The 18,181-nt window shown below is 68.0% G+C and carries 20 protein-coding genes; 16 read left to right on the top strand and 4 right to left on the bottom strand.

Annotated features, from left to right (window positions below; all coding sequences use genetic code 11):
* The first annotated feature begins 52 nt into the window (after positions 1-52).
* The 8 genes from FNH21_RS07510 (at position 53) to FNH21_RS07475 (ending at position 8,366) form a co-directional block, all read left to right on the top strand.
* Entirely contained in the window at positions 53-1,171 is a 1,119-nt protein-coding gene (locus tag FNH21_RS07510) for a hypothetical protein (protein ID WP_152813489.1), read from the top strand.
* A 98-nt stretch (positions 1,172-1,269) separates the two neighbouring features.
* The gene (locus tag FNH21_RS07505) at positions 1,270-2,475 is read left to right on the top strand and encodes an MFS transporter (protein ID WP_152814205.1); all 1,206 of its coding nucleotides are present in this window, start codon (positions 1,270-1,272) and stop codon (positions 2,473-2,475) included.
* A 28-nt stretch (positions 2,476-2,503) separates the two neighbouring features.
* Entirely contained in the window at positions 2,504-3,502 is a 999-nt protein-coding gene (locus tag FNH21_RS07500; RefSeq protein ID WP_338403183.1) for an ATP-binding cassette domain-containing protein, read from the top strand.
* 86 nt (positions 3,503-3,588) lie between these two features.
* Entirely contained in the window at positions 3,589-4,374 is a 786-nt protein-coding gene (locus FNH21_RS07495) for an ABC transporter permease (RefSeq protein WP_152814202.1), read from the top strand.
* A 146-nt stretch (positions 4,375-4,520) separates the two neighbouring features.
* Positions 4,521-5,486, top strand: a complete 966-nt coding sequence (locus FNH21_RS07490; protein WP_152813487.1) for an ABC transporter ATP-binding protein — start codon at positions 4,521-4,523, stop codon at positions 5,484-5,486.
* 2 nt (positions 5,487-5,488) lie between these two features.
* Positions 5,489-6,364, top strand: coding sequence for an ABC-2 transporter permease (locus FNH21_RS07485; protein ID WP_152813485.1), 876 nt, complete (start codon positions 5,489-5,491; stop codon positions 6,362-6,364).
* Positions 6,365-6,397: 33 nt separating this feature from the next.
* A complete protein-coding gene (locus FNH21_RS07480) occupies positions 6,398-7,720 on the top strand; it encodes a sensor histidine kinase (protein WP_152813483.1) in 1,323 nt (440 codons plus the stop codon).
* Positions 7,668-8,366: a response regulator gene (locus FNH21_RS07475; protein WP_152813481.1), complete on the top strand. Its 699-nt coding sequence runs from the start codon at positions 7,668-7,670 to the stop codon at positions 8,364-8,366. Before FNH21_RS07480 ends, FNH21_RS07475 begins: the two co-directional genes overlap by 53 nt.
* Positions 8,367-8,381: 15 nt before the next feature.
* On the opposite strand, the gene FNH21_RS07470 is transcribed toward FNH21_RS07475, so the two are convergent.
* Positions 8,382-8,813, bottom strand: a complete 432-nt coding sequence (locus FNH21_RS07470) for a hypothetical protein (RefSeq protein ID WP_152813479.1) — start codon at positions 8,811-8,813, stop codon at positions 8,382-8,384.
* A 143-nt stretch (positions 8,814-8,956) separates the two neighbouring features.
* On the bottom strand, positions 8,957-9,601 hold the full coding sequence (locus tag FNH21_RS07465; RefSeq protein WP_152813477.1) for a TasA family protein: 645 nt from the start codon (positions 9,599-9,601) through the stop codon (positions 8,957-8,959).
* A 219-nt stretch (positions 9,602-9,820) separates the two neighbouring features.
* On the opposite strand from FNH21_RS07465, the gene FNH21_RS07460 reads away from it, so the two are divergent.
* The 6 genes from FNH21_RS07460 (at position 9,821) to dnaB (ending at position 15,137) form a co-directional block, all read left to right on the top strand.
* Positions 9,821-11,104: a M18 family aminopeptidase gene (locus FNH21_RS07460; RefSeq protein ID WP_152813475.1), complete on the top strand. Its 1,284-nt coding sequence runs from the start codon at positions 9,821-9,823 to the stop codon at positions 11,102-11,104.
* A 167-nt stretch (positions 11,105-11,271) separates the two neighbouring features.
* Positions 11,272-11,577: a 30S ribosomal protein S6 gene (gene rpsF / locus FNH21_RS07455; protein WP_055766343.1), complete on the top strand. Its 306-nt coding sequence runs from the start codon at positions 11,272-11,274 to the stop codon at positions 11,575-11,577.
* A 60-nt stretch (positions 11,578-11,637) separates the two neighbouring features.
* Positions 11,638-12,204, top strand: coding sequence for a single-stranded DNA-binding protein (locus tag FNH21_RS07450; protein WP_152813473.1), 567 nt, complete (start codon positions 11,638-11,640; stop codon positions 12,202-12,204).
* Positions 12,205-12,317: 113 nt separating this feature from the next.
* Positions 12,318-12,557 carry a 30S ribosomal protein S18 gene (gene rpsR / locus FNH21_RS07445; protein ID WP_005273147.1) on the top strand — a complete coding sequence of 80 codons (240 nt, stop codon included), beginning with the start codon at positions 12,318-12,320 and terminating at the stop codon, positions 12,555-12,557.
* A gap of 14 nt (positions 12,558-12,571) precedes the next feature.
* The gene (rplI, locus tag FNH21_RS07440; RefSeq protein ID WP_043442543.1) at positions 12,572-13,021 is read left to right on the top strand and encodes a 50S ribosomal protein L9; all 450 of its coding nucleotides are present in this window, start codon (positions 12,572-12,574) and stop codon (positions 13,019-13,021) included.
* Between the two features lie 739 nt (positions 13,022-13,760).
* Complete coding sequence (gene dnaB / locus FNH21_RS07435) at positions 13,761-15,137, top strand: replicative DNA helicase (RefSeq protein WP_055766349.1); 1,377 nt, start codon at positions 13,761-13,763, stop codon at positions 15,135-15,137.
* Here the strand turns inward: dnaB and FNH21_RS07430 are convergent.
* Both FNH21_RS07430 and FNH21_RS07425 read right to left on the bottom strand, forming a co-directional pair.
* Complete coding sequence (locus FNH21_RS07430) at positions 15,134-15,556, bottom strand: MarR family winged helix-turn-helix transcriptional regulator (protein WP_152813471.1); 423 nt, start codon at positions 15,554-15,556, stop codon at positions 15,134-15,136. The genes dnaB and FNH21_RS07430 overlap by 4 nt on opposite strands.
* Before the next feature lie 216 nt (positions 15,557-15,772).
* Entirely contained in the window at positions 15,773-16,693 is a 921-nt protein-coding gene (locus tag FNH21_RS07425; RefSeq protein WP_152813470.1) for a DUF2382 domain-containing protein, read from the bottom strand.
* A gap of 374 nt (positions 16,694-17,067) precedes the next feature.
* Here FNH21_RS07425 and FNH21_RS07420 point away from each other — a divergent pair, with 374 nt between their 5' ends.
* Together FNH21_RS07420 and FNH21_RS07415 are read left to right on the top strand one after the other, a co-directional pair.
* Complete coding sequence (locus FNH21_RS07420; RefSeq protein ID WP_152813468.1) at positions 17,068-17,445, top strand: hypothetical protein; 378 nt, start codon at positions 17,068-17,070, stop codon at positions 17,443-17,445.
* Positions 17,432-18,019 carry a cysteine hydrolase family protein gene (locus FNH21_RS07415; protein ID WP_241742755.1) on the top strand — a complete coding sequence of 196 codons (588 nt, stop codon included), beginning with the start codon at positions 17,432-17,434 and terminating at the stop codon, positions 18,017-18,019. Before FNH21_RS07420 ends, FNH21_RS07415 begins: the two co-directional genes overlap by 14 nt.
* The last annotated feature ends 162 nt before the right edge of the window (positions 18,020-18,181 follow it).

The raw sequence follows: 18,181 nt of genomic DNA, 5'->3' as shown, positions 1-18,181 counted from the left end.
CAGTGAACGACGGCGCCGTAGGGCGTCGCAGCGGACACGGGGGCGAGCGACGATGGACACGGGGACGACGACGCCTGCACCCGACGCTCCCACCCCGGGTACCGCGGTGGAGGTACCCGGGCGCGCCCGGCGCCTGCGTCCTCCCCTGATCATCGGGGCGGCCCTCCTGCTCGCGGTCGTCGCGGCGGTGATCGGCGTCGCCCTCGTCAACCACACCGTCCTCGGACCCGCCCGGGCCGTGGAGGCCTATCTGGATGCGCTCGTCGCGGGCGAGGCCGAGAAGTCCCGCACCCTGATCGGTGACGGTGAAGGCGCCCCGGCGATCCTCCTGTCCGACGCCGTCTACCGCTCGGCCGAGGACCGGTTGACGGGGTACGAGGTACGGGACGTCACGGTTCTCGGGGACACGGCGACGGTGGCGGTGGAGCTGATGCAGAACGGCGCCGCGACGCGGTACGCCTTCGAGCTGACGCGCACCGGAAGGACAGCCTTCGTGCTCGACGAATGGAGGCTCGACGGCCCGGAACCCCTCCGGGACATCCGCGTCCTGGTGGACGAGGGGCTCGGACTGCTCACCGTGAACGGCGTCGGCCTGGCGCTGCCCCCCGGCGGCGCTGCTCGATACCCCGGTCTGCGGTCGGTGACGCTGCCGGCCCTGCCCGGCCGCTATGTCGTCTCGCCGCCCGCGCCCTCCGCCTATCTGTCCTACGGCAGCGAGCAGCAGGTCGTGGTTCCGGTGGATCCTCGGTCCGCGCCCAGCGGGGTGCTGCTCGAGCCGGCTCCGACACCCGCCGCGGAGGCGGAGGCGGTGGACCGGGTCGAAGCGCTCCTGGACGCCTGCATCGCGAGTTCTGACGCCGCTCCGGCAGGATGCCCCAACCGGTCCTTCCTGTTCGGCGACCCCGAGGACGTCCGGGCTCCGCGCTGGACCCTCGACCGTGTGCCGACCTACTCCCTCGAGAAGGGCTACGACCCCGGGGTGTACCGGCTGACGGGCCACGACGCGCAGGCCACGTTCTCGTACGAACGCAACATCGAGTTCGGCCGCGGGGAACCGGCGCGATGGACTCGCGAGGAGGATCCGCAGCCGCTGCTGATCACCGCCACCGTGACGGTGTCCGCCGATGAGCTCGACGTGAACCTCGATCCGGACGCCGGATCCGGCGGCTGACGGATCCTCCGGCACCCGTCACGCCGCCTACGTCCCGTTTGTGGCTCGTGACCCTCCCGCCTACGGTTGATCAGGTGAAGCCCGCCGTCCGATCCGCCATGTTCGCCACCTATGCCATCTTCGGACTGAACGGACTCGTCTTCGCGAGCTGGGCCGCCCGTATCCCCGCAGCCTCCACCACCCTCGGCCTCGCCTCGGGCCAGATGGGTGCCCTGTTGCTCGTGGGCGCCGTCGGCTCCGTCCTGTCCCTGCCGCTCGCGGGGATCATCGCTGCACGCTTCGGTACCGCCAACACCGTCCGCATCGGGGGAACCGCCGCCGCGCTGGCCGCCGGCGCCGTCGCGCTGGGTCTGTTCATCGTGTCCGTCCCGGTCGTCGCCGTCGGCCTGTTCCTGTTCGGGTGCGGGATCGCCCTGTGGGACGTGGGGCAGAACATCGAGGGGGCCGCCGTCGAACGTCTTGTGGGCCGCACCATCATGCCGCGCTTCCACGCGGCCTTCAGCGGTGGCGCCTTCGTCGGAGCGCTCGTCGGCGCGGGCCTCTCCGCGCTCCAGGTGACCCTGTCCGCGCACCTCGTGGCGGTCGCGGTCCTCAGCCTCACGGTCTCCCTGTGGACGCCACGCTCCTTCCTGCCGGAGGAGGCACCGGACGCCACGGCCACGGCGCCCGACGGCGGACGTCCGCGCGGTTTCGGGGCCTGGGGGGAACCCCGCACCCTGCTGATCGGCCTCGTGGTCCTCGGCGCCGCCCTCACCGAGGGCGCGGCGAACGACTGGGTCGCCAAGGCCAGCGTCGACGGCCTCGGCACGTCGGAGAGCACCGGAGCCATCATGTTCGCGGTCTTCGTCGCGGCCATGACGGCGCTGCGGTTCGTGGGCGGTCCCCTGATCGACCGCTTCGGACGGGTGCGTGTCCTCCAGGCGAGCCTCGGCTCCTCCCTCGCCGGGCTCGCCCTGTTCGTCCTCGCACCGAACGTCCCCCTCGCCGCGGCCGGCGCCATCCTGTGGGGTGCGGGTGCCGCGCTCGGTTTCCCGATGGGCATGTCCGCTGCCGCAGACGAGCCGGAGCGTGCCGCCGCGCGCGTGTCCGTCGTCTCGACGATCGGGTACACGGCGTTCCTCGCCGGACCACCGCTCATCGGATTCCTCGGTGACGTCGTCGGGATCCGGAATGCCCTGCTGGCGGTGGGCGTGGCGGTCCTCGCATCCTTCCTCGTCGCCCCTGCGGCGCGGGAGCGCAGCAGAGAGGACGGAGACCCCGAGCACGAGGATGCATTGCGGACAGCTTCTGACCAGCACCCCTAGGAACAGGGCGGGCGTCGCCCTACCCTTCATGCATGGCAATCATCGAGGCAGAAGGTCTGAAGAAGACCTATTCGTCGAAGAGCGGGCCCGTCCATGCTCTCGACGGTATGAATCTCTCCGTCCCCAGGGGACGGTCAAGGCCCTGCTGGGCCCGAACGGTGCAGGCAAGACCACCGTCGTCAAGATCCTGACCACCCTCATCCAGCCGACGGCGGGGACAGCGCACATCGACGGCATCGACGTCCTGCGCGAGCCGAAGGCCGCACGGCGCATCATCGGCGTCTCCGGCCAGTACTCCGCGGTCGACGAGAACCTCACCGGCTTCGAGAACCTCGAGATGGTGGGGCGGCTCTACCACCTGGGCGCACGTGGATCGAAGCGCAGGGCACAGGAGCTGATCGAGCAGTTCGAGCTCACCGAGGCCGGCAACCGGCCGGTCAAGGGGTTCTCCGGTGGCATGCGCCGCAGGATCGACCTGGCCGGTGCGCTCGTCATCAACCCGAAGATCCTGTTCCTGGACGAGCCCACCACCGGGCTCGATCCCCGGAGTCGCCTCTCCCTGTGGGGGATCATCAAGGACCTCGTGCGGGACGGCACCACGCTGCTGCTCACCACGCAGTACCTCGAGGAGGCGGATCAGCTCTCGGACGACATCGCCGTGATCGACGGCGGGAAAACGATCGCGGAGGGCACGGCGGACCAGCTGAAGGCGCAGATCGGCGGCCACCGCGCCGTGGTCTCCCTGGTCCACTCCTCCGACGCCGCCTCCGCCCGTGAGATCCTCGGGCGGCACGGTGACGGCGAGCCGCTCGTCGGCGACGACGGACGGAGCATCGAGGTGGCCGTGAGCGACGGCCCGCGGGCCCTGCAGTACATCCTGTCGGACCTCGGCGAGAGCGGTATCGAACTGCACGACGCCGGCATGCGGCGGCCCAGCCTCGACGACGTCTTCCTGACACTGACCGGTCGGCGCGCGGAGGACTCCGACACCAAGGACGCATCGACCCAGAAGGAGGCGGCAGCATGAGTGTCCTGGCACCCGAGGGCCGGCAGCCCGAGCACCAGCAGGCTTCACCGTCCGGTTCCCGCGTGGAACCGCCGTCGGAGCTCGCCATGTGGTTCTCCGACGGCTGGACGGTGACGAAGCGCAATCTCACCAAACTCAAGCGGTCCCCGGACATGCTGGTCTTCGCGATCCTGCAGCCGATCATGTTCGTGCTGCTGTTCAGCCAGATCTACGGCGGATCCATCGAGGTGGAGGGCAGCGACTACACGCAGTACCTCATGGCCGGCATCTTCGCGCAGACGGTGATCTTCGGCTCCACGTTCTCCGGCTCGGCGATGGCGCAGGACCTCAAGGACGGCATCATCGACCGTTTCCGCACGCTGCCGATGAGCTCGTCCGCGGTGCTGATCGGCCGCACGAACAGCGACCTCGTGCTCAACGCACTTTCGGTGATCATCATGATGGGCACGGGCCTGCTGGTCGGCTGGCGGGTGAACACCTCGCTGAGCAGTGCACTGGCCGGGATCGGGCTCCTCCTCCTGTTCTCCTATGCGTTCAGCTGGGTGATGGCGCTGCTCGGCATGTCGGTGAAGTCGCCGGAGGTCATCAACAACGCGTCCTTCATGATCCTGTTCCCGCTGACCTTCATCTCCAACGCGTTCGTCCTGTCCTCCACCCTGCCCGGTCCCCTGGAAGCCTTCGCCAACTGGAATCCCGTCTCCGCGCTCGTCCAGGCGGTGCGCGAGCTGTTCGGGAACACGGGGACGGTCCCGGTGCCGGATGCGTGGCCCATGCAGAACGCCGTGGTCACGGTCATGATCGGGATCGTCCTGATGCTCGTCATCTTCGTCCCCCTGTGCATCCGGAAGTTCGCCTCGATCAGCTCCCGCTGACACGTCGCCGTCGTCCGAAAGGGGTACGGCGCACTCCTCGGTGATCATCCCTGGGGCCGGTGATTCGTCACCGGCCCCGGCCTACTGTTGGTTGTACCGGGCCCGCGTCTGCGGCTCCCGTGTCGTCACCAGTCGAAGGAAGAACCATGATCGAGGCACAGGCCCTGTCGAAGCGGTACGGAGCGAAGGCTGCGGTGGACGCCGTCTCCTTCACCGTGCATCCGGGAAAGGTCACGGGCTTCCTCGGCCCCAACGGTGCCGGCAAGTCCACCACCATGCGCATGATCATGGGCCTGGACAACCCCAGCGGTGGCCGGGTGACGGTGAACGGCCGGCCCTACGCCCAGCACAGGGCGCCGCTGCGCGAGGTCGGTGCCCTGCTCGACGCGAAAGCCGTCCACACCAAGCGCTCCGCCTACAACCACCTCCGGGCGATGGCGGCCACCCACGGCATCCCCGACAGCAGGGTCAGGGAGGTCATCGAGCTCACCGGGCTCGGGTCGGTCGCCAAGAAGCGTGTGGGCGGGTTCTCCCTGGGCATGGGGCAGCGCCTCGGCATCGCGGCTGCGCTCCTCGGTGATCCGCACACGGTGATCCTCGACGAGCCCGTCAACGGACTCGACCCCGAGGGCGTGCAGTGGGTCCGCCATCTGGCAAAGGGCCTGGCGTCGGAGGGCCGCACGGTCTTCCTCTCCTCGCACCTGATGTCGGAGATGGCACTGACAGCGGATCACCTGATCGTGATCGGGCGGGGCCGCATCATCGCGGATGCCCCGATCCAGTCGATCATCGACGGGCAGGGCAAGGCCCGGGTCCGTGTCCGGGTCGATCGCCCGCAGGACCTCCTCGGCAGTCTCGCCGGCGAAGGAGTGACCTCGCAGGTCCTCGAACCGGAACTGGTCGAGATCACCGGCGTCGAGCCCCGCCGCATCGCGGAGATCGCGCTCCGGGAACGCGTCCTCGTCTACGAGCTGACACCCCTGCAGGTGTCCCTCGAGGACGCCTACATGCAACTGACCCAGACCGAGGTCGAATACCAGTCACACGACCTGCCCCTCACGCCGGCGACGCCGGACGTGCAGCAGGTCCCCGCACACATGGAAGGGCGCTGATCATGGCAACGTCGACCTCACAGGCTCCCGCCCAGCAGCGGGCACGCCAGGAACAGCTCTCCGGCGTCACCTTCGGCCGTGTGCTCAAGTCCGAGTGGATCAAGGTCACCACGGTGCCCTCGACGGTGATCCTGATCGTGACGACGATCGTCGTCATGGTGGGCATCGCAGCACTCCTCGCCTGGCAGACCACCTTCCTGTTCGACGCCCAGAGCAACCCCGACATGGCTGCGCAGATGCAGGCGCAGGGGGCGCCGGATGCCGCGGAGATCTCCCGTGACATCCCCGGGTCGGGACTGATCTTCGGTCAGCTGCTCATGGCCTCGTTGGCGGTCGTGCTGATCGCCTCCGAATGGGGGACCGGCATGATCCGGTCCACCATGGTGGCCGTGCCCAACCGCACGTCCGCCCTGCTCGCCAAGCAGCTGATCATGGCTGCGGTCTCGTTCCTGGTGGGTGCAGGTTCCGCCCTGATCGGGTACGTCATCGCGCAGCCCATCCTGGACACCGCAGAACTCGGCTTCAGCCTCGACGCCGACGGTGCGCTGCTGCACATCATCAACACAGGGTCTGTCCTCGCGCTCGTATCGGTCTTCGCCATGTCCGTCGGCACACTGATCCGCAACACCGCGGGCGGTGTGGTCACGTCGATCGGCGTGCTGCTCGTCCTGCCCATCCTCGTCGCCATCTTCGGTGGCGGGACCGAGTGGGTGGCTGACGCGGCACGGTTCCTCCCCAGCTCGGGTGGCGAGCAGATGGTCGCCACGACCATCCAGGACGGCGATCTGAACCAGTGGCAGGGCTCCCTGGTCCTCGGCGGCTGGGCGCTCGTCCTCCTGGCGGCGTCCCTCCTGGTGACCAAGAAGCGGGACATCTAGGACGATGACCGTCCCACCTCATGACGTCCGGTCATGAGCACTAGCCCCTCGGTGAGGGAGACCGCGGAACGAACGGCCGCGGTCTCCTTCACCGAGCTCAATGCCCGCCGGTTGGGTCCCGTCCGGCGGTTCTTCCGCAGGCATCCGCGGGCCATGGACACCGTCGTGGTCCTGGTGTTCGTGGCGATCACCCTGCCCAGCGCGCTCTTCCTGATCGTCGACCGGGCGTCATGGCTCGGGATGCCCGGGCTGGTCCTCGCCGCGACGGCGCTCGCCTTCCGACGGGATCGGCCCCTGGTCGTCCTCGCCTTCGTCTCCGTCCTCGACGTCCCCATCGGCATCCTGACCGTGGGTGAGGGCAGCAGTGGTATCGCCGCGATGTTCGCGCTCTACGCCGTCGCTGTCGCCTACCCGCTCCGCACCACCCTCGTCGCCGCGGTCTCGGCGACGATCCTCTCGGTCGGCTCGCTCTTCCTCATCCCCGCCGAGGCGTTCGCCGAAGCGCCGGGCGCGGTCTGGGTGATCAGCGGGTTCGTGGTGATCTTCCTCGGGATCGCCGTCGGGGTCGGCGTCACCGTCCGCCGTGACCGCGAACACGAGAGCGAGCTGCGCGAATGGGCTGCCCGCAACGCGGAACTCGCCTCGGCGGGGGAGCGAAACAGGATCGCGCGGGAGATGCACGACGTCGTCGCCCACTCCCTGACCGTCATGGTGGCGCTCTCCGACGGAGCAGCCGTCGTCATGAAGCGGGATCCGGACCGTGCCACGGCCGTGCTCAAGGAGCTGTCCGGCACGGGCCGGACGGCCATCGCCGACATGCGCCGGGTCCTCGGGGTCCTCCGGGCCGAAGCCGCGAGCGAATCCCTGCAGCCGCTGCCGGCGTCGAGTTCGCTCGCCCACCTGCTCGACGGCTTCCGGGCGGCCGGGCTGCCGCTGCGGGTGACCGCGAGCGGTCCGGGACTGCCGGACGACCCTGCCTTCCAGCTCACGGTCTACCGGATCCTGCAGGAATCCCTGACCAACGTCCTGCGGTACGGCAAGGGCGTTACGCTGGTGGACATCTCGATCGCCCGGGCGGGCCACCTGGTGTCACTGAGGGTCGCCGACGACGGCCGGGGCGCGATGGACCCCGCAGTGTCGCTCGGCTCCGGCCAGGGCATCGCGGGCATGCGCGAGCGAGCAGCCATCTACGGCGGATCGGTCGACGTCGGGGCGCGACCCTCGGGCGGCTGGATCGTCGAGGTGCAACTGACGGTTCCCGACGCCGACGGCGGTCCGGGGCATCAACGGGGGAAAGAGAAGGATGACGACGCAGCACAGCACGGAGGGCACGCCCATCAGGGTTCTGCTCGCTGACGACCAGCCACTCCTGCGCATGGGTTTCAGGCTCATCCTCGAGGGGGAGCCGGATCTCGAGATCGTGGGCGAGGCCTCCACGGGTGGTGAGGCCGTCCGGATGACCGCGGAACTCACCCCCGATGTGGTGCTGATGGATGTGCGGATGCCGCTCGGGGACGGCATCGAGGCGACCCGGCAGATCACGGCCTCGGGCTCGGGCGCGCGCATCATCATCCTGACGACGTTCGACCTCGACGAGTACGCGTTCGCCGGCCTGCAGGCCGGTGCGTCGGCGTTCCTGCTGAAGGACGTGGCGCCGGAGGAACTCGTGCACGCCGTGCGGGTGGTCGCGAGCGGCGATGCCGTCGTCGCCCCCCGCGTCACGCAGCGCCTCCTCGAGACCTATGTCCGGTCCCTGCCGCCCGCACACCCCACGAGGACGCCGGACCGGCGCCTGACCGAGCTGACACCGCGCGAGCGCGAAGTGCTGGAGGCGATCGCGGAAGGGCTGTCGAACGCGGAACTCGCGGGCCGGTTCTTCCTCTCGGAGGCCACCATCAAGACGCACGTGCGGAGGATCCTCACGAAGCTCGACCTGCGGGACCGCGTGCAGGCCGTGGTGTACGCCTACGAGAACGGGATCGTGGTGCCCGGACCGGCCTGACCCTCATCGCTCCGGTCAGGGGCAGGTGAGGACGCGCTCGAGGTTCTGACCGGTCCAGGTGCCGACGTTCGCGCGGACGCGCAACGTGTAGGTGCCCACGGTCGTGGACGCGCGGGTGATGGTCGTGGACCGCGGGCTCGCCGGCACCGCGTTGGTGGTGACCTGGCCGTTCGGGGCGGTCAGGGTGACGGTGTAGCCCGTGGCGCGGTCCACGGCACCGAAGTCGGTGAGGGTGACCGTCATGGAGAGCTTCGTCGAGGTGCAGTTGAAGGTTCCGGTGACGCCGCCGGGGGCCGGGATCGAATAGGTGCCCACACTCAGATCGGCGCGTGCCGCATCCGAGAACGCAGCCTGCGCGATCGTGGGCACCCAGGTGAGGACGACGACGGCGACGACCAGTTGCACGAGCAGCCGGATCCGGCGCACAGCGGTGCGGGTGGTGGTCATGGTCGTCCTTCCTTCGCGTCATGGGCGATGTGCCGCGTCGTCGTCCGTCAGTGCGTGATCCGCCGAGCGGCCGCGTGCCGCTCGGCGGGAGTACGGGGGATCCCGGCGTCCTGATGTGGGGACCAGGGCGCCGGGACGAAGGGTCAGCGGCTGGTTGCTGCGCGCTGGGTGGCGGTGAAGGCGAAGTTCACGGTGCTCGTGAGGCCCTGGAACGTGTTGTCCGCAGCGGTGGGCAGGGTGGCCGTGACGCGCAGGTTGTCGGCCTTGGTGCTGGCGATCGACTGCAGGTTCGAGAGGACGACGTCGGTGCCGATGATCTGGCGGGTCGGCAGGACGGAGGTGACGGTACCGGAGCAGGTGTACGTGTAGGCGGGGGCGGTACCGGCCTCGGTCCAGGGGACGCTGCAGGCGTCGACCGCCACCTGGAGGCCGTTGACGGCGTCGGTGGTGAGCTTGGTCGCGGTGCCCACAGCCGTGGTGCTGAGCGTGACTCCGCCGAAGTTCTGGTTGCCGGCGTTGGTGAGGGTCGCGGCGCGCTGGATGGTGTCCCCGGGGACGACGCCCGTGGCGGCGACGGTGAGGCGATTCGCGGCGGTGCCCGCTGCTCCGAGCTGGACGTCGACGGTGCCGGCGGTGACGGTCTCGCTCGCGGAGGTCGTCGAGGTGAAGGAACCGTAGGTGCCGAGGCCGGCCACCGACGCTGCCACGCCGAGCAGTGCGACGGAGGCGAGGACCTTGCCGGACGTGGACTTCATGCTGATGCGTGCGGAGCGAGCGGTACGTGCCATGGTGAGACCTTTTTTCTTGAGTGTGTCGGGTGTGGGTGTCTCCGGTCCCCCCAGTGGGTCCCGGTTCTTCTGGTGGAAACTCTGGTCGAGCAGGCTGAAGTGTGCCGTGTGGTGAGGGCGAATCTCGGGCGAAGGAAAACCGAAGCCGGTCGCAAGACCGAAGAACAGGTCAAGGCAGGCCGAAGCGTGCGCCTCCACGGCATCTGGTTGAATCGGGGGATGAGCCCTGCACCCGCACACATCTCCGATCTCGGCGCCTACGTGTCCGCGTCGCCGTCGAGCTTCCACGCGGTCGCCGAGGCCGGCAGGCGGCTCGCCGCAGCGGGATTCCGGCGCCTCGAGGAACAGGACGCCTGGGAGGGCGGGGCGGGCAGCTACTTCGTCCTCCGTGACGGAGCGCTCATCGCCTGGACCGTCCCGACGACGGCGGGACCCACGACGGGCTTCCACATCCTCGGAGCGCACACCGATTCGCCGTCGTTCAAGCTGAAGCCGAAGCCCACCACGGGCAAGTACGGGTGGCTGCAGGCCGGCGTCGAGGTGTACGGCGGTCCGCTCCTGAACTCCTGGCTCGACCGGGAGCTGGCGCTCGCAGGCCGGCTGACCCTGCATGACGGCACCGAGCACCTGGTGGCGACGGGGCCGCTGCTCCGCTTCCCGCAACTCGCCATCCACCTGGACCGCGCCGTCAACGATGGGCTGGCGCTCGACAAGCAGCGCCACATGAACCCGGTGTGGGGGCTCGGCGACCCCGCGGACGCCGATCTGCTGGGCCTGCTCGCCGCCCGGGCGGAGGTCGACCCGCGGGACGTCGGCGGGTTCGACGTCGTCGTCGCGGACACGCAGGAGCCCCGCGTGTTCGGCGCCGGGGACGAGTTCTTCGCGTCAGGACGGCTCGACAACCTGTCCTCCGTGCACGCCGGACTCACCGCCATCATCGAAGCGGCCGGACGCCCCCTGGCGGACGGTCCCATCGCGGTGCTCGCCGCGTTCGACCACGAGGAGGTGGGCAGCGGTTCCCGCTCGGGCGCCAGTGGCCCCTTCCTCGAGGACATGCTCCTGCGCATCTCGCTGGGTCTGGGTGCCGGCGCCGAGGAACGGCTGCGCGCGCTGGCGTCGTCGTTCTGCGTGTCCGCGGATGCCGGTCACGCCGTGCACCCGAACTACGCCGAACGGCATGATCCCGCGAACCTGCCCGTCCTGAACGGCGGACCGCTGCTCAAGATCAATGCGAACCAGCGCTACACCACCGACGCTCCCGGAGCCGCGTTCTGGGCCGCCCTGTGCCGGGACAGCGGCGTGCCGTACCAGGAGTTCGTCTCGAACAACGTCATGCCGTGCGGCTCGACGATCGGCCCCCTGACGGCGACGAGGCTCGGCATCAGGACGGTCGACGTCGGGACCCCGCTGCTGTCCATGCATTCGGCACGTGAGCTGTGCGGCGTGGCGGACCCCGGCCACCTCGCGACGGCGACGACCGCCTTCTTCCGTGGCGGACGCTAGCGGCCATCCACAGGGGTTCGTCGCTCCGCGTTCGTCCGGTATTATTGATCCGTCTGTGCCACAGCCGGGCGGCGGTACATACCGCCGACGGCGGCCGGACCAACGCTAAAGAACCTCCTGTTGCGGAAAGACCGCGACCGTTCAGCCCAGAGGAGGTGGGTTCACACATGCGTGCATATGAATTGATGGTCATCATCGACCCCGACGTCGAGGAACGCTCCATCGACCCGACACTCGAGAAGTTCCTCAATGTCGTCCGCAATGGCGGCGGCACTGTGGACAAGGTGGACATCTGGGGACGTCGGCGCCTCGCCTACGAGATCCAGAAGAAGACCGAGGGCATCTACGCCGTCGTCAACTTCACCGCGACTCCGGCCGTGGCTGCCGAACTCGACCGCCAGCTGAGCCTCAACGAGACGATCATGCGTACCAAGATCATCCGTCCCGAGGAGCAGAAGGTCTCCGCCGAGTAGTTTCGGCGTATTCCTCACCCATCCATCCCGCTCCGGCGGGTAGTGACTCAAGGAGGCACCATGGCAGGCGAGACAGTCATCACGGTGATCGGCAATCTCACCAACGACCCCGAGCTGCGGTTCACGCCGTCGGGATCGGCGGTTGCCAACTTCACCATCGCGTCCACTCCGCGTACGTTCGACCGCCAGTCCAACGACTGGAAGGACGGCGAAACGCTGTTCCTCCGTGCGTCGGTCTGGCGCGAGGCTGCGGAGAACGTCGCCGAGACCCTGACCAAGGGCACCCGCGTGGTCGCCCAGGGCCGACTCAAGTCACGTTCGTACGACACCAAAGAGGGCGAGAAGCGCACCGTCATGGAGCTCGAGGTGGACGAGATCGGTCCATCCCTGCGCTATGCCTCCGCGAAGGTCACCCGGACCCAGCGCTCAGGCGGCGGGAACGGTGGCGGCGGTGGCTTCGGCGGTAACTCCGGCGGGGGCAACTCCGGGTCGAACCCGCAAGCGGGCTCGGGCTGGGGCGGCGGCCAGCAGGCCCAGCAGCCCGCGGATGATCCGTGGGGCGCACCCGCCGGCGGCAACAACTCGCAGGGTTGGGGCAACGGCTCCGACTCCGAGCCGCCCTTCTAGGCTCTCCAGGCAGGGACCCGGTCCCGGGTCCCTGCCGAAGTCACGATCCGTGACTTGCACTTCCCATCCCGCAGAATCGTTCTGCGGGCTCCATCAGAAAAAGGAGCACCACGATGGCTAAGGCTGAACTCCGTAAGCCCAAACCAAAGTCCAACCCCCTGAAAGCCGCTGACGTCACCGTCATCGACTACAAGGACGTAGCCCTGCTGCGTAAGTTCATTTCCGATCGCGGAAAGATCCGTGCCCGTCGCGTCACCGGTGTCACGGTGCAGGAGCAGCGCAAGATCGCTCAGGCCATCAAGAACGCCCGCGAAGTCGCCCTCCTGCCGTACTCCGGCGCCGGCCGCGGCTAGGAAAGGGACACATCATGTCGAAGCTCATTCTCACCCAGGAAGTCACCGGTCTCGGTGCAGCAGGCGATGTCGTCGAGGTGAAGAACGGTTACGCACGTAACTACCTTCTGCCCCGCGGTTTCGCCCTGATGTGGAGCAAGGGTGGCGAGAAGCAGGTCGAGTCCATCAAGGCTGCCCGCTCCGCCCGCGAGCACGCATCGCTCGAGGACGCGCAGCGCCAGGCCGCCGCTCTGTCGGCGAAGCCCGTCACCCTGACCGTCAAGGCGGGTGGCTCCGGCCGCCTGTTCGGCACGGTCAAGGCGGACGACGTCGCCAAGGCCGTCGAGGCCGCTGGTCTCGGCAAGATCGACAAGCGCAAGGTCGAACTGCCCGCCCACATCAAGTCGGTGGGGTCCTACCAGGCCAACGTCCGTCTCCATGAGGACGTCGCAGCAGTCATCGACCTGGACGTCGTCGCAAGCTAGCCGTCCGGTTCGTCCGGGAAGCCTCCGCCGTCGGCGGGGGCTTCCCGTGCTTAACGGGCGGGTGCAGCGACCGATGCGACGTCGAGGGATGCTGTCTCGGGTGCTCGTCGTCCGGGTCGTCAGGGACGCTTCCGCCGGCGGCCGCGGTCTGTGCTCGACACGTCCCACGCCGGCCATCTCCGGGAACAGGACCCCTACGACGGCGGCAGGACCTCCCAGCGTCGAACGTACTCCTACCGTGATCCCTCGAACGCGCTGAGGCCTTGGACATGCCTCGATCGGCATACTCCCACGTGCCGATCGGCGCGGCGTGCATCACGCTTCGGCAATGCAGTACGGGACGCATCGCCGGGACCGCTAGGGGGCCTAGCGAAGTACTTTCGGTGGTGTTGTCAACAGCGGGCCTGTGGATGAACGCGGGCAGAAAATACTTTTCGTACACAGGGCGGGGACAACGTTTCCGCAGGTCAAATGGCTGTCCCGCCGGAATTATGTTCTTTGTCCACAGGGTTCTCCCCATCCTGTGCACAAGACACGCCGCGTAATCCACAGGTTATTCACACTTACCCACACCCCCTGTTGGTGGAGCGCTTTGTGCCTCGCGAGGCGAGGGCTACGGTAGCGGGAGATTCCCACTAGTGAGGGTGTCGGGTGATAGGTATGTCCTGTCGGACCCGGCCCGGGTGTCCGGTCGACGTCCCGACGTCGGCCGCTTCGACAGTAGGAGAAAGGCCCTTCAGTGTCCCTGGCACATGCAGACTCATCATCGGACACACGGTCACCGGAATTCTCCCGCACCCCGCCCCAGGACCTCGTCGCCGAGCAGTCCGTCCTCGGCGGCATGATGTTGTCGAAGGACGCCATCGCGGACTGCGTGGAAGTGCTCCGTGGCATCGATTTCTACCGCCCGGCCCACGAGAGCATCTATGAGGCGATCATCGACCTCTACGGACGGGGTGAGCCGGCCGACGCCGTCACCGTGTCGGATGAGCTCACCAAACGGGGCGAGATCTCCCGCATCGGTGGTCCTGCCTACCTGCACACGCTGATCCAGTCCGTCCCGACAGCCGCGAATGCCGGGTTCTACGCCGAGATCGTGCGCGAGAGGGCGGTCCTGCGCCGCCTGGTGGATGCCGGTACGAAGATCGTGCAGCTCGGCTACTCCAACGACGGCGAGGTGGACGACCTGGTGAACGCCGCGCAGGCGGAGGTGTACGCAGTGGCCGAGCGGCGGACGGCCGAGGACTACGTCGCGCTGAAGGACATCATCGAGGGGACCGTGGACGAGATCGAGTCCGCGGGACACAAGGGCGAGGGGATGACTGGCGTCCCGACCGGCTTCTACGAGCTCGACGAGCTCACGCAGGGCCTCCACGGCGGACAGATGATCGTCGTTGCCGCGCGCCCGGCCATGGGCAAGTCGACCTTCGCGCTGGACTGGGCGCGGTCGGCGGCGATCAAGCACAACATGACAACGGTCTTCTTCTCGCTCGAGATGGGGCGCAACGAGATCGCCATGCGACTGCTGTCCGCCGAGGCGACGATCGGCCTGCAGGACCTGCGTAAAGGGACGATCAAGGACGAGCAGTGGGGCAAGATCGCGACGACGATGGGCCGCATGAACGATGCACCCCTCTTCATCGACGACAGCCCGAACATGTCGCTGATGGAGATCCGGGCCAAGTGCCGGCGCCTGAAGCAGCGCCATGACCTGAAGCTCGTGGTCCTCGACTACCTGCAGCTCATGTCCTCCGGCAAGCGCGTCGAATCCCGCCAGCAGGAGGTGTCGGAGTTCTCGCGGGCGCTGAAGCTGCTGGCCAAGGAGCTCAACGTCCCGGTGGTTGCGCTGTCACAGCTGAACCGTGGATCGGAGCAGCGGACGGACAAGAGGCCCCAGGTCTCCGACCTCCGCGAATCGGGGTCGATCGAGCAGGACGCGGACATGGTCATCCTCCTGCACCGGGACGACGTCTACGACAAGGAGTCCGCACGGGCGGGAGAGGCTGATGTGATCGTGGCCAAGCACCGTAACGGTCCGACGAAGACCCTTGTCGTAGGCTTTCAGGGCCACTATTCGCGCTTCAACAACATGGCGGCGGACGGCGGCGGCTACTAGTCCTTCTTCGGCCCGAGTTCGTTGATGACGGTTGCCAGCCGATCACGCAGATCCTGTGATGCCAGGCCGTCCTCGGCCATCAGTTCGTGCTCGATGTTCTTGGCGCGCTCGAGGGCCTTCTGGCCGGCTGATGTGATGGTGATGCGCTGACTGCGGCGGTCTGCGGTGTTCCGGAGTCTCGTCACGAGTCCCCGCTTCTCGAGGCGGTCGAGGGTGCGGCCGACGGTCTGCGCCTGCACGTGCACCAGCTGGGCGAGGCGCACACCGGTGAGGGTCCCTTCGCGCTCGAGGACGCCCAGGGTCGTCAACCCGGCGTGGGTGATCCCGATGCTCAGGAGCTTCTCGTTCCATGAGTGCTCGACGATGCGGGCCGCGGTCGTTAGCAGGCGGCTGGTCGACCAATCGTTCAACTCCGGCACGATAGCGTGTCCTTCCCCTCGGTCCTACGCGGTGGATTCGCTGTTCCCTACTACTTACTCTAGACAACTTAGCCCGAAATAGACAGCAGGCTTAGCATCATTTCTGCACAGCGGGCAGAAATCGCCTGACCGCCAAGGGCGATACGGCTGGTCACCCCGAACGAGCAGAGGGCCCGGGGCATGGCCCCGGGCCCTCTGCTCAATCAGCGATCCTGTTTATCGGTTGTCGCCGCGACGGGTGTCATCCGCGCCGTCGACCTCGATCTCTTCCTTCCGGACCTCGCCGCTGACCGTCTCGTTGGACGTGACCGTCTCCTTGTCGAGGCGCACGCGCTCCACGGGAACGGCTTCCTTCTCCACGACCGGACGCTCGGCGTGGAGGGTCACTTCGTGCTCCTCCTCGCTGATGGCGGGGCCGTCGTAGGCGTCGCCACGGTTGGCGTCCGTGATGGGCTCGCGCTCCACCCGGACCTCCTCGCGGCTGACCGGAACGGTCTGCGTGACGTTCTCGGTCACGACGTACTTGCGCAGACGAGCGCGACCGGTTTCACGCCGCTCGGTCCCGACGTGCAGCTGCTCCTCTGAGCGCGTCATCGCCTCATCGGTCGTGGGGCCGGAGGTGTCGTGACCGACCGTGCCGTGCGTGTTGCCCGAGTCGCGGTCCGACGTGCCGAAGCCGCTGTCGCGTGAGGTGTCCGTATCGGTGAGGCCCGACGTGCGGCCCGAGGTGGTGTCGATGTCGACATCGCGGTCGCTGTGACCCGTGGTGCCGGTGGTTGTACCGGTGGTGGTCGTCGTGTCGGTGTAGCCGCTCGTTCCGCCGCCGATCTCGTAGTGGCGGTAGAGGCGGTCCTCCTCCTCGGGGCTGAGGTTGCCGTCGGACTCCACGCGGGGGGCGTCCTTCACCTGGTGCTTGGAGTAGGGGACGCGTACGTCGTGGCCCTCGACATCCGCACCCTGAAGGGGGACGAAGGACTCCGACGTCCCGAAGAGGCCCGTCTTCGCCGTGACCCAGCTGGGCTCGCCGGTCTGATCGTCGAGGTAGACCTGACCGATCGAACCGATCTTCTCTCCATCGGATCCGAGTACGTTGCCGCCGTTGCCGAGCAGGGTATCGATGTGGTCCTGAGTAATCATGTCCTTCTCCTTCTGAGTCATCTCACTGGTTCGGGATTCGGCTTCGCCTGGACCGGAGTCCATGGCTAACCACCGGCCTCTAGAGTAAGCACTCTTAGTACCCGATGGGAAGCCTGCTTAGCGTTTTTCCCGGAATCGCCTCGACGGGCAGGGTGCCTGAGGTCCCGGCAATGCCGCCTCGAGCTGCCCCCTGTCCGTATGATGGCCGTAAGGTCCCGCCACCGGCCTGACATCCTCCGACCCGGCGCCCGCAGGCGTCCGCGTCGCCAAAGACGATCCTCCGCGAGCGGCGGGGAATTGTTTGGCGTCGCCCGACGGGTTCCCGACCGGTCGCCTGCTGCATGCCAGGGTCTTCGAGCCCCGGAAGGGTTCCCATGCACGCTGCACGCCCCGCTGCCATCCACAACGTCATGATCGCCGCGGCAGACCTCGAGAACGCTGAATTCACACGGGACGCCCTGGCCCTCGTCTGCGGCGACGCGATCCGTCAGGCCCTCGCCACCGGCCTGACCCACCACGAGCTCGCCGAAGCCGCCGGGCTCTCCGAGGTGGACGTTCGCCGCCTCGCGGAGCAGCCGACGCTCCCGGTAGCGCCGCCGGCGGGAGTGACGTACATCGCGGGCTATCCGCTTCCTGACCTGGCCGCAGCAGGGCGTCCGTCCCTGCTGCCCGAGGAGTCGTTGGCCGGTGCAGCGGCTGCTGTCGCGCCCTCGCCCGGTGGCGAACGGAAGGAGCCGGATGCCGCGCGGTGAACGAGCGTTGGATGCCATGCCAGGCCGCGCGGCACTGCTGATCATCGACATGCAGAACGCGTTCTTCGAGGACGAGGTCCTCGAGCGCTCGCGTTCCTCCCTAGTGGCCGCGTGCAACGAGCTCATCGCCGCCGCCGACCGTGGCGGTTCGATCGTCCTCGTGGCGCGCACGGAGCACGAGACGGACCGCTCGACCTGGACGTTGTCGATGCTCGATGATGAGCAGGGCTTCATCTTCCGCGGGACCGCGCAGGCCGAGCCGGTGGAGGGGCTGCACGTGGAGGGGCTGGAATCGGTCACCAAGACCCGCGACAGCGCTTTCTTCGGCACCGATCTCGCAGAGCGCCTACGGCTTCTCGGGGTGCAGGACCTCGTGCTCGCGGGCGTCTCGACGCACAACTGCGTAGCGCATACGGGGGCGGACGCCTTCGCTGCCGACTTCCGCGTCACGTACGTGGCCGACGCCATCGGCAGCACGAATGAGCGATACGCGGAAGCCATGCTGGAAATACTGTCCGTCGAATACCGCCAGCCGATCGTGGGCCTCGCGACCGCCGTGGACCTGCTGGGCTGAGTCGCCCTTTGTGCGGTCCGTGGGGCCGGATCTGGACGACGATCCCGAGCGTCGATCACCGGGCGTCGTCGACCATCGGGTGTCGGGCGTCGTTCGACGATGGAGGGTAACGAGGGGAGCGGACACGAAGGAGGCCACCGGATGTATCCTGTGGCCTCCTTC

The sequence above is a fragment of the Arthrobacter bussei genome (assembly GCF_009377195.2).
In the GTDB taxonomy this organism is placed as follows: Bacteria; Actinomycetota; Actinomycetes; order Actinomycetales; family Micrococcaceae; genus Arthrobacter_D; species Arthrobacter_D bussei.
Note: the sequence above shows the minus strand (reverse complement) of the source record. Positions and strands in the feature narration are given on the sequence as shown.

What these genes read in the sequence shown, in the direction of transcription:
- FNH21_RS07485 (WP_152813485.1), top strand. Translation starts at nt 5,489, where the DNA reads ATGGCAACGTCGACCTCACAGGCTCCCGCCCAGCAGCGGGCACGCCAG.
- FNH21_RS07475 (WP_152813481.1), top strand. Translation starts at nt 7,668, where the DNA reads ATGACGACGCAGCACAGCACGGAGGGCACGCCCATCAGGGTTCTGCTC.
- FNH21_RS07450 (WP_152813473.1), top strand. Translation starts at nt 11,638, where the DNA reads ATGGCAGGCGAGACAGTCATCACGGTGATCGGCAATCTCACCAACGAC.
- rplI (WP_043442543.1), top strand. Translation starts at nt 12,572, where the DNA reads ATGTCGAAGCTCATTCTCACCCAGGAAGTCACCGGTCTCGGTGCAGCA.
- FNH21_RS07460 (WP_152813475.1), top strand. Translation starts at nt 9,821, where the DNA reads ATGAGCCCTGCACCCGCACACATCTCCGATCTCGGCGCCTACGTGTCC.
- rpsF (WP_055766343.1), top strand. Translation starts at nt 11,272, where the DNA reads ATGCGTGCATATGAATTGATGGTCATCATCGACCCCGACGTCGAGGAA.
- FNH21_RS07500 (WP_338403183.1), top strand. Translation starts at nt 2,504, where the DNA reads ATGCATGGCAATCATCGAGGCAGAAGGTCTGAAGAAGACCTATTCGTC.
- FNH21_RS07490 (WP_152813487.1), top strand. Translation starts at nt 4,521, where the DNA reads ATGATCGAGGCACAGGCCCTGTCGAAGCGGTACGGAGCGAAGGCTGCG.
- FNH21_RS07505 (WP_152814205.1), top strand. Translation starts at nt 1,270, where the DNA reads ATGTTCGCCACCTATGCCATCTTCGGACTGAACGGACTCGTCTTCGCG.
- FNH21_RS07510 (WP_152813489.1), top strand. Translation starts at nt 53, where the DNA reads ATGGACACGGGGACGACGACGCCTGCACCCGACGCTCCCACCCCGGGT.
- FNH21_RS07415 (WP_241742755.1), top strand. Translation starts at nt 17,432, where the DNA reads ATGCCGCGCGGTGAACGAGCGTTGGATGCCATGCCAGGCCGCGCGGCA.
- FNH21_RS07495 (WP_152814202.1), top strand. Translation starts at nt 3,589, where the DNA reads ATGTGGTTCTCCGACGGCTGGACGGTGACGAAGCGCAATCTCACCAAA.
- FNH21_RS07470 (WP_152813479.1), bottom strand. Translation starts at nt 8,813, where the DNA reads ATGACCACCACCCGCACCGCTGTGCGCCGGATCCGGCTGCTCGTGCAA.
- rpsR (WP_005273147.1), top strand. Translation starts at nt 12,318, where the DNA reads ATGGCTAAGGCTGAACTCCGTAAGCCCAAACCAAAGTCCAACCCCCTG.
- FNH21_RS07480 (WP_152813483.1), top strand. Translation starts at nt 6,398, where the DNA reads ATGAGCACTAGCCCCTCGGTGAGGGAGACCGCGGAACGAACGGCCGCG.
- FNH21_RS07465 (WP_152813477.1), bottom strand. Translation starts at nt 9,601, where the DNA reads ATGGCACGTACCGCTCGCTCCGCACGCATCAGCATGAAGTCCACGTCC.
- FNH21_RS07425 (WP_152813470.1), bottom strand. Translation starts at nt 16,693, where the DNA reads ATGATTACTCAGGACCACATCGATACCCTGCTCGGCAACGGCGGCAAC.
- FNH21_RS07420 (WP_152813468.1), top strand. Translation starts at nt 17,068, where the DNA reads ATGCACGCTGCACGCCCCGCTGCCATCCACAACGTCATGATCGCCGCG.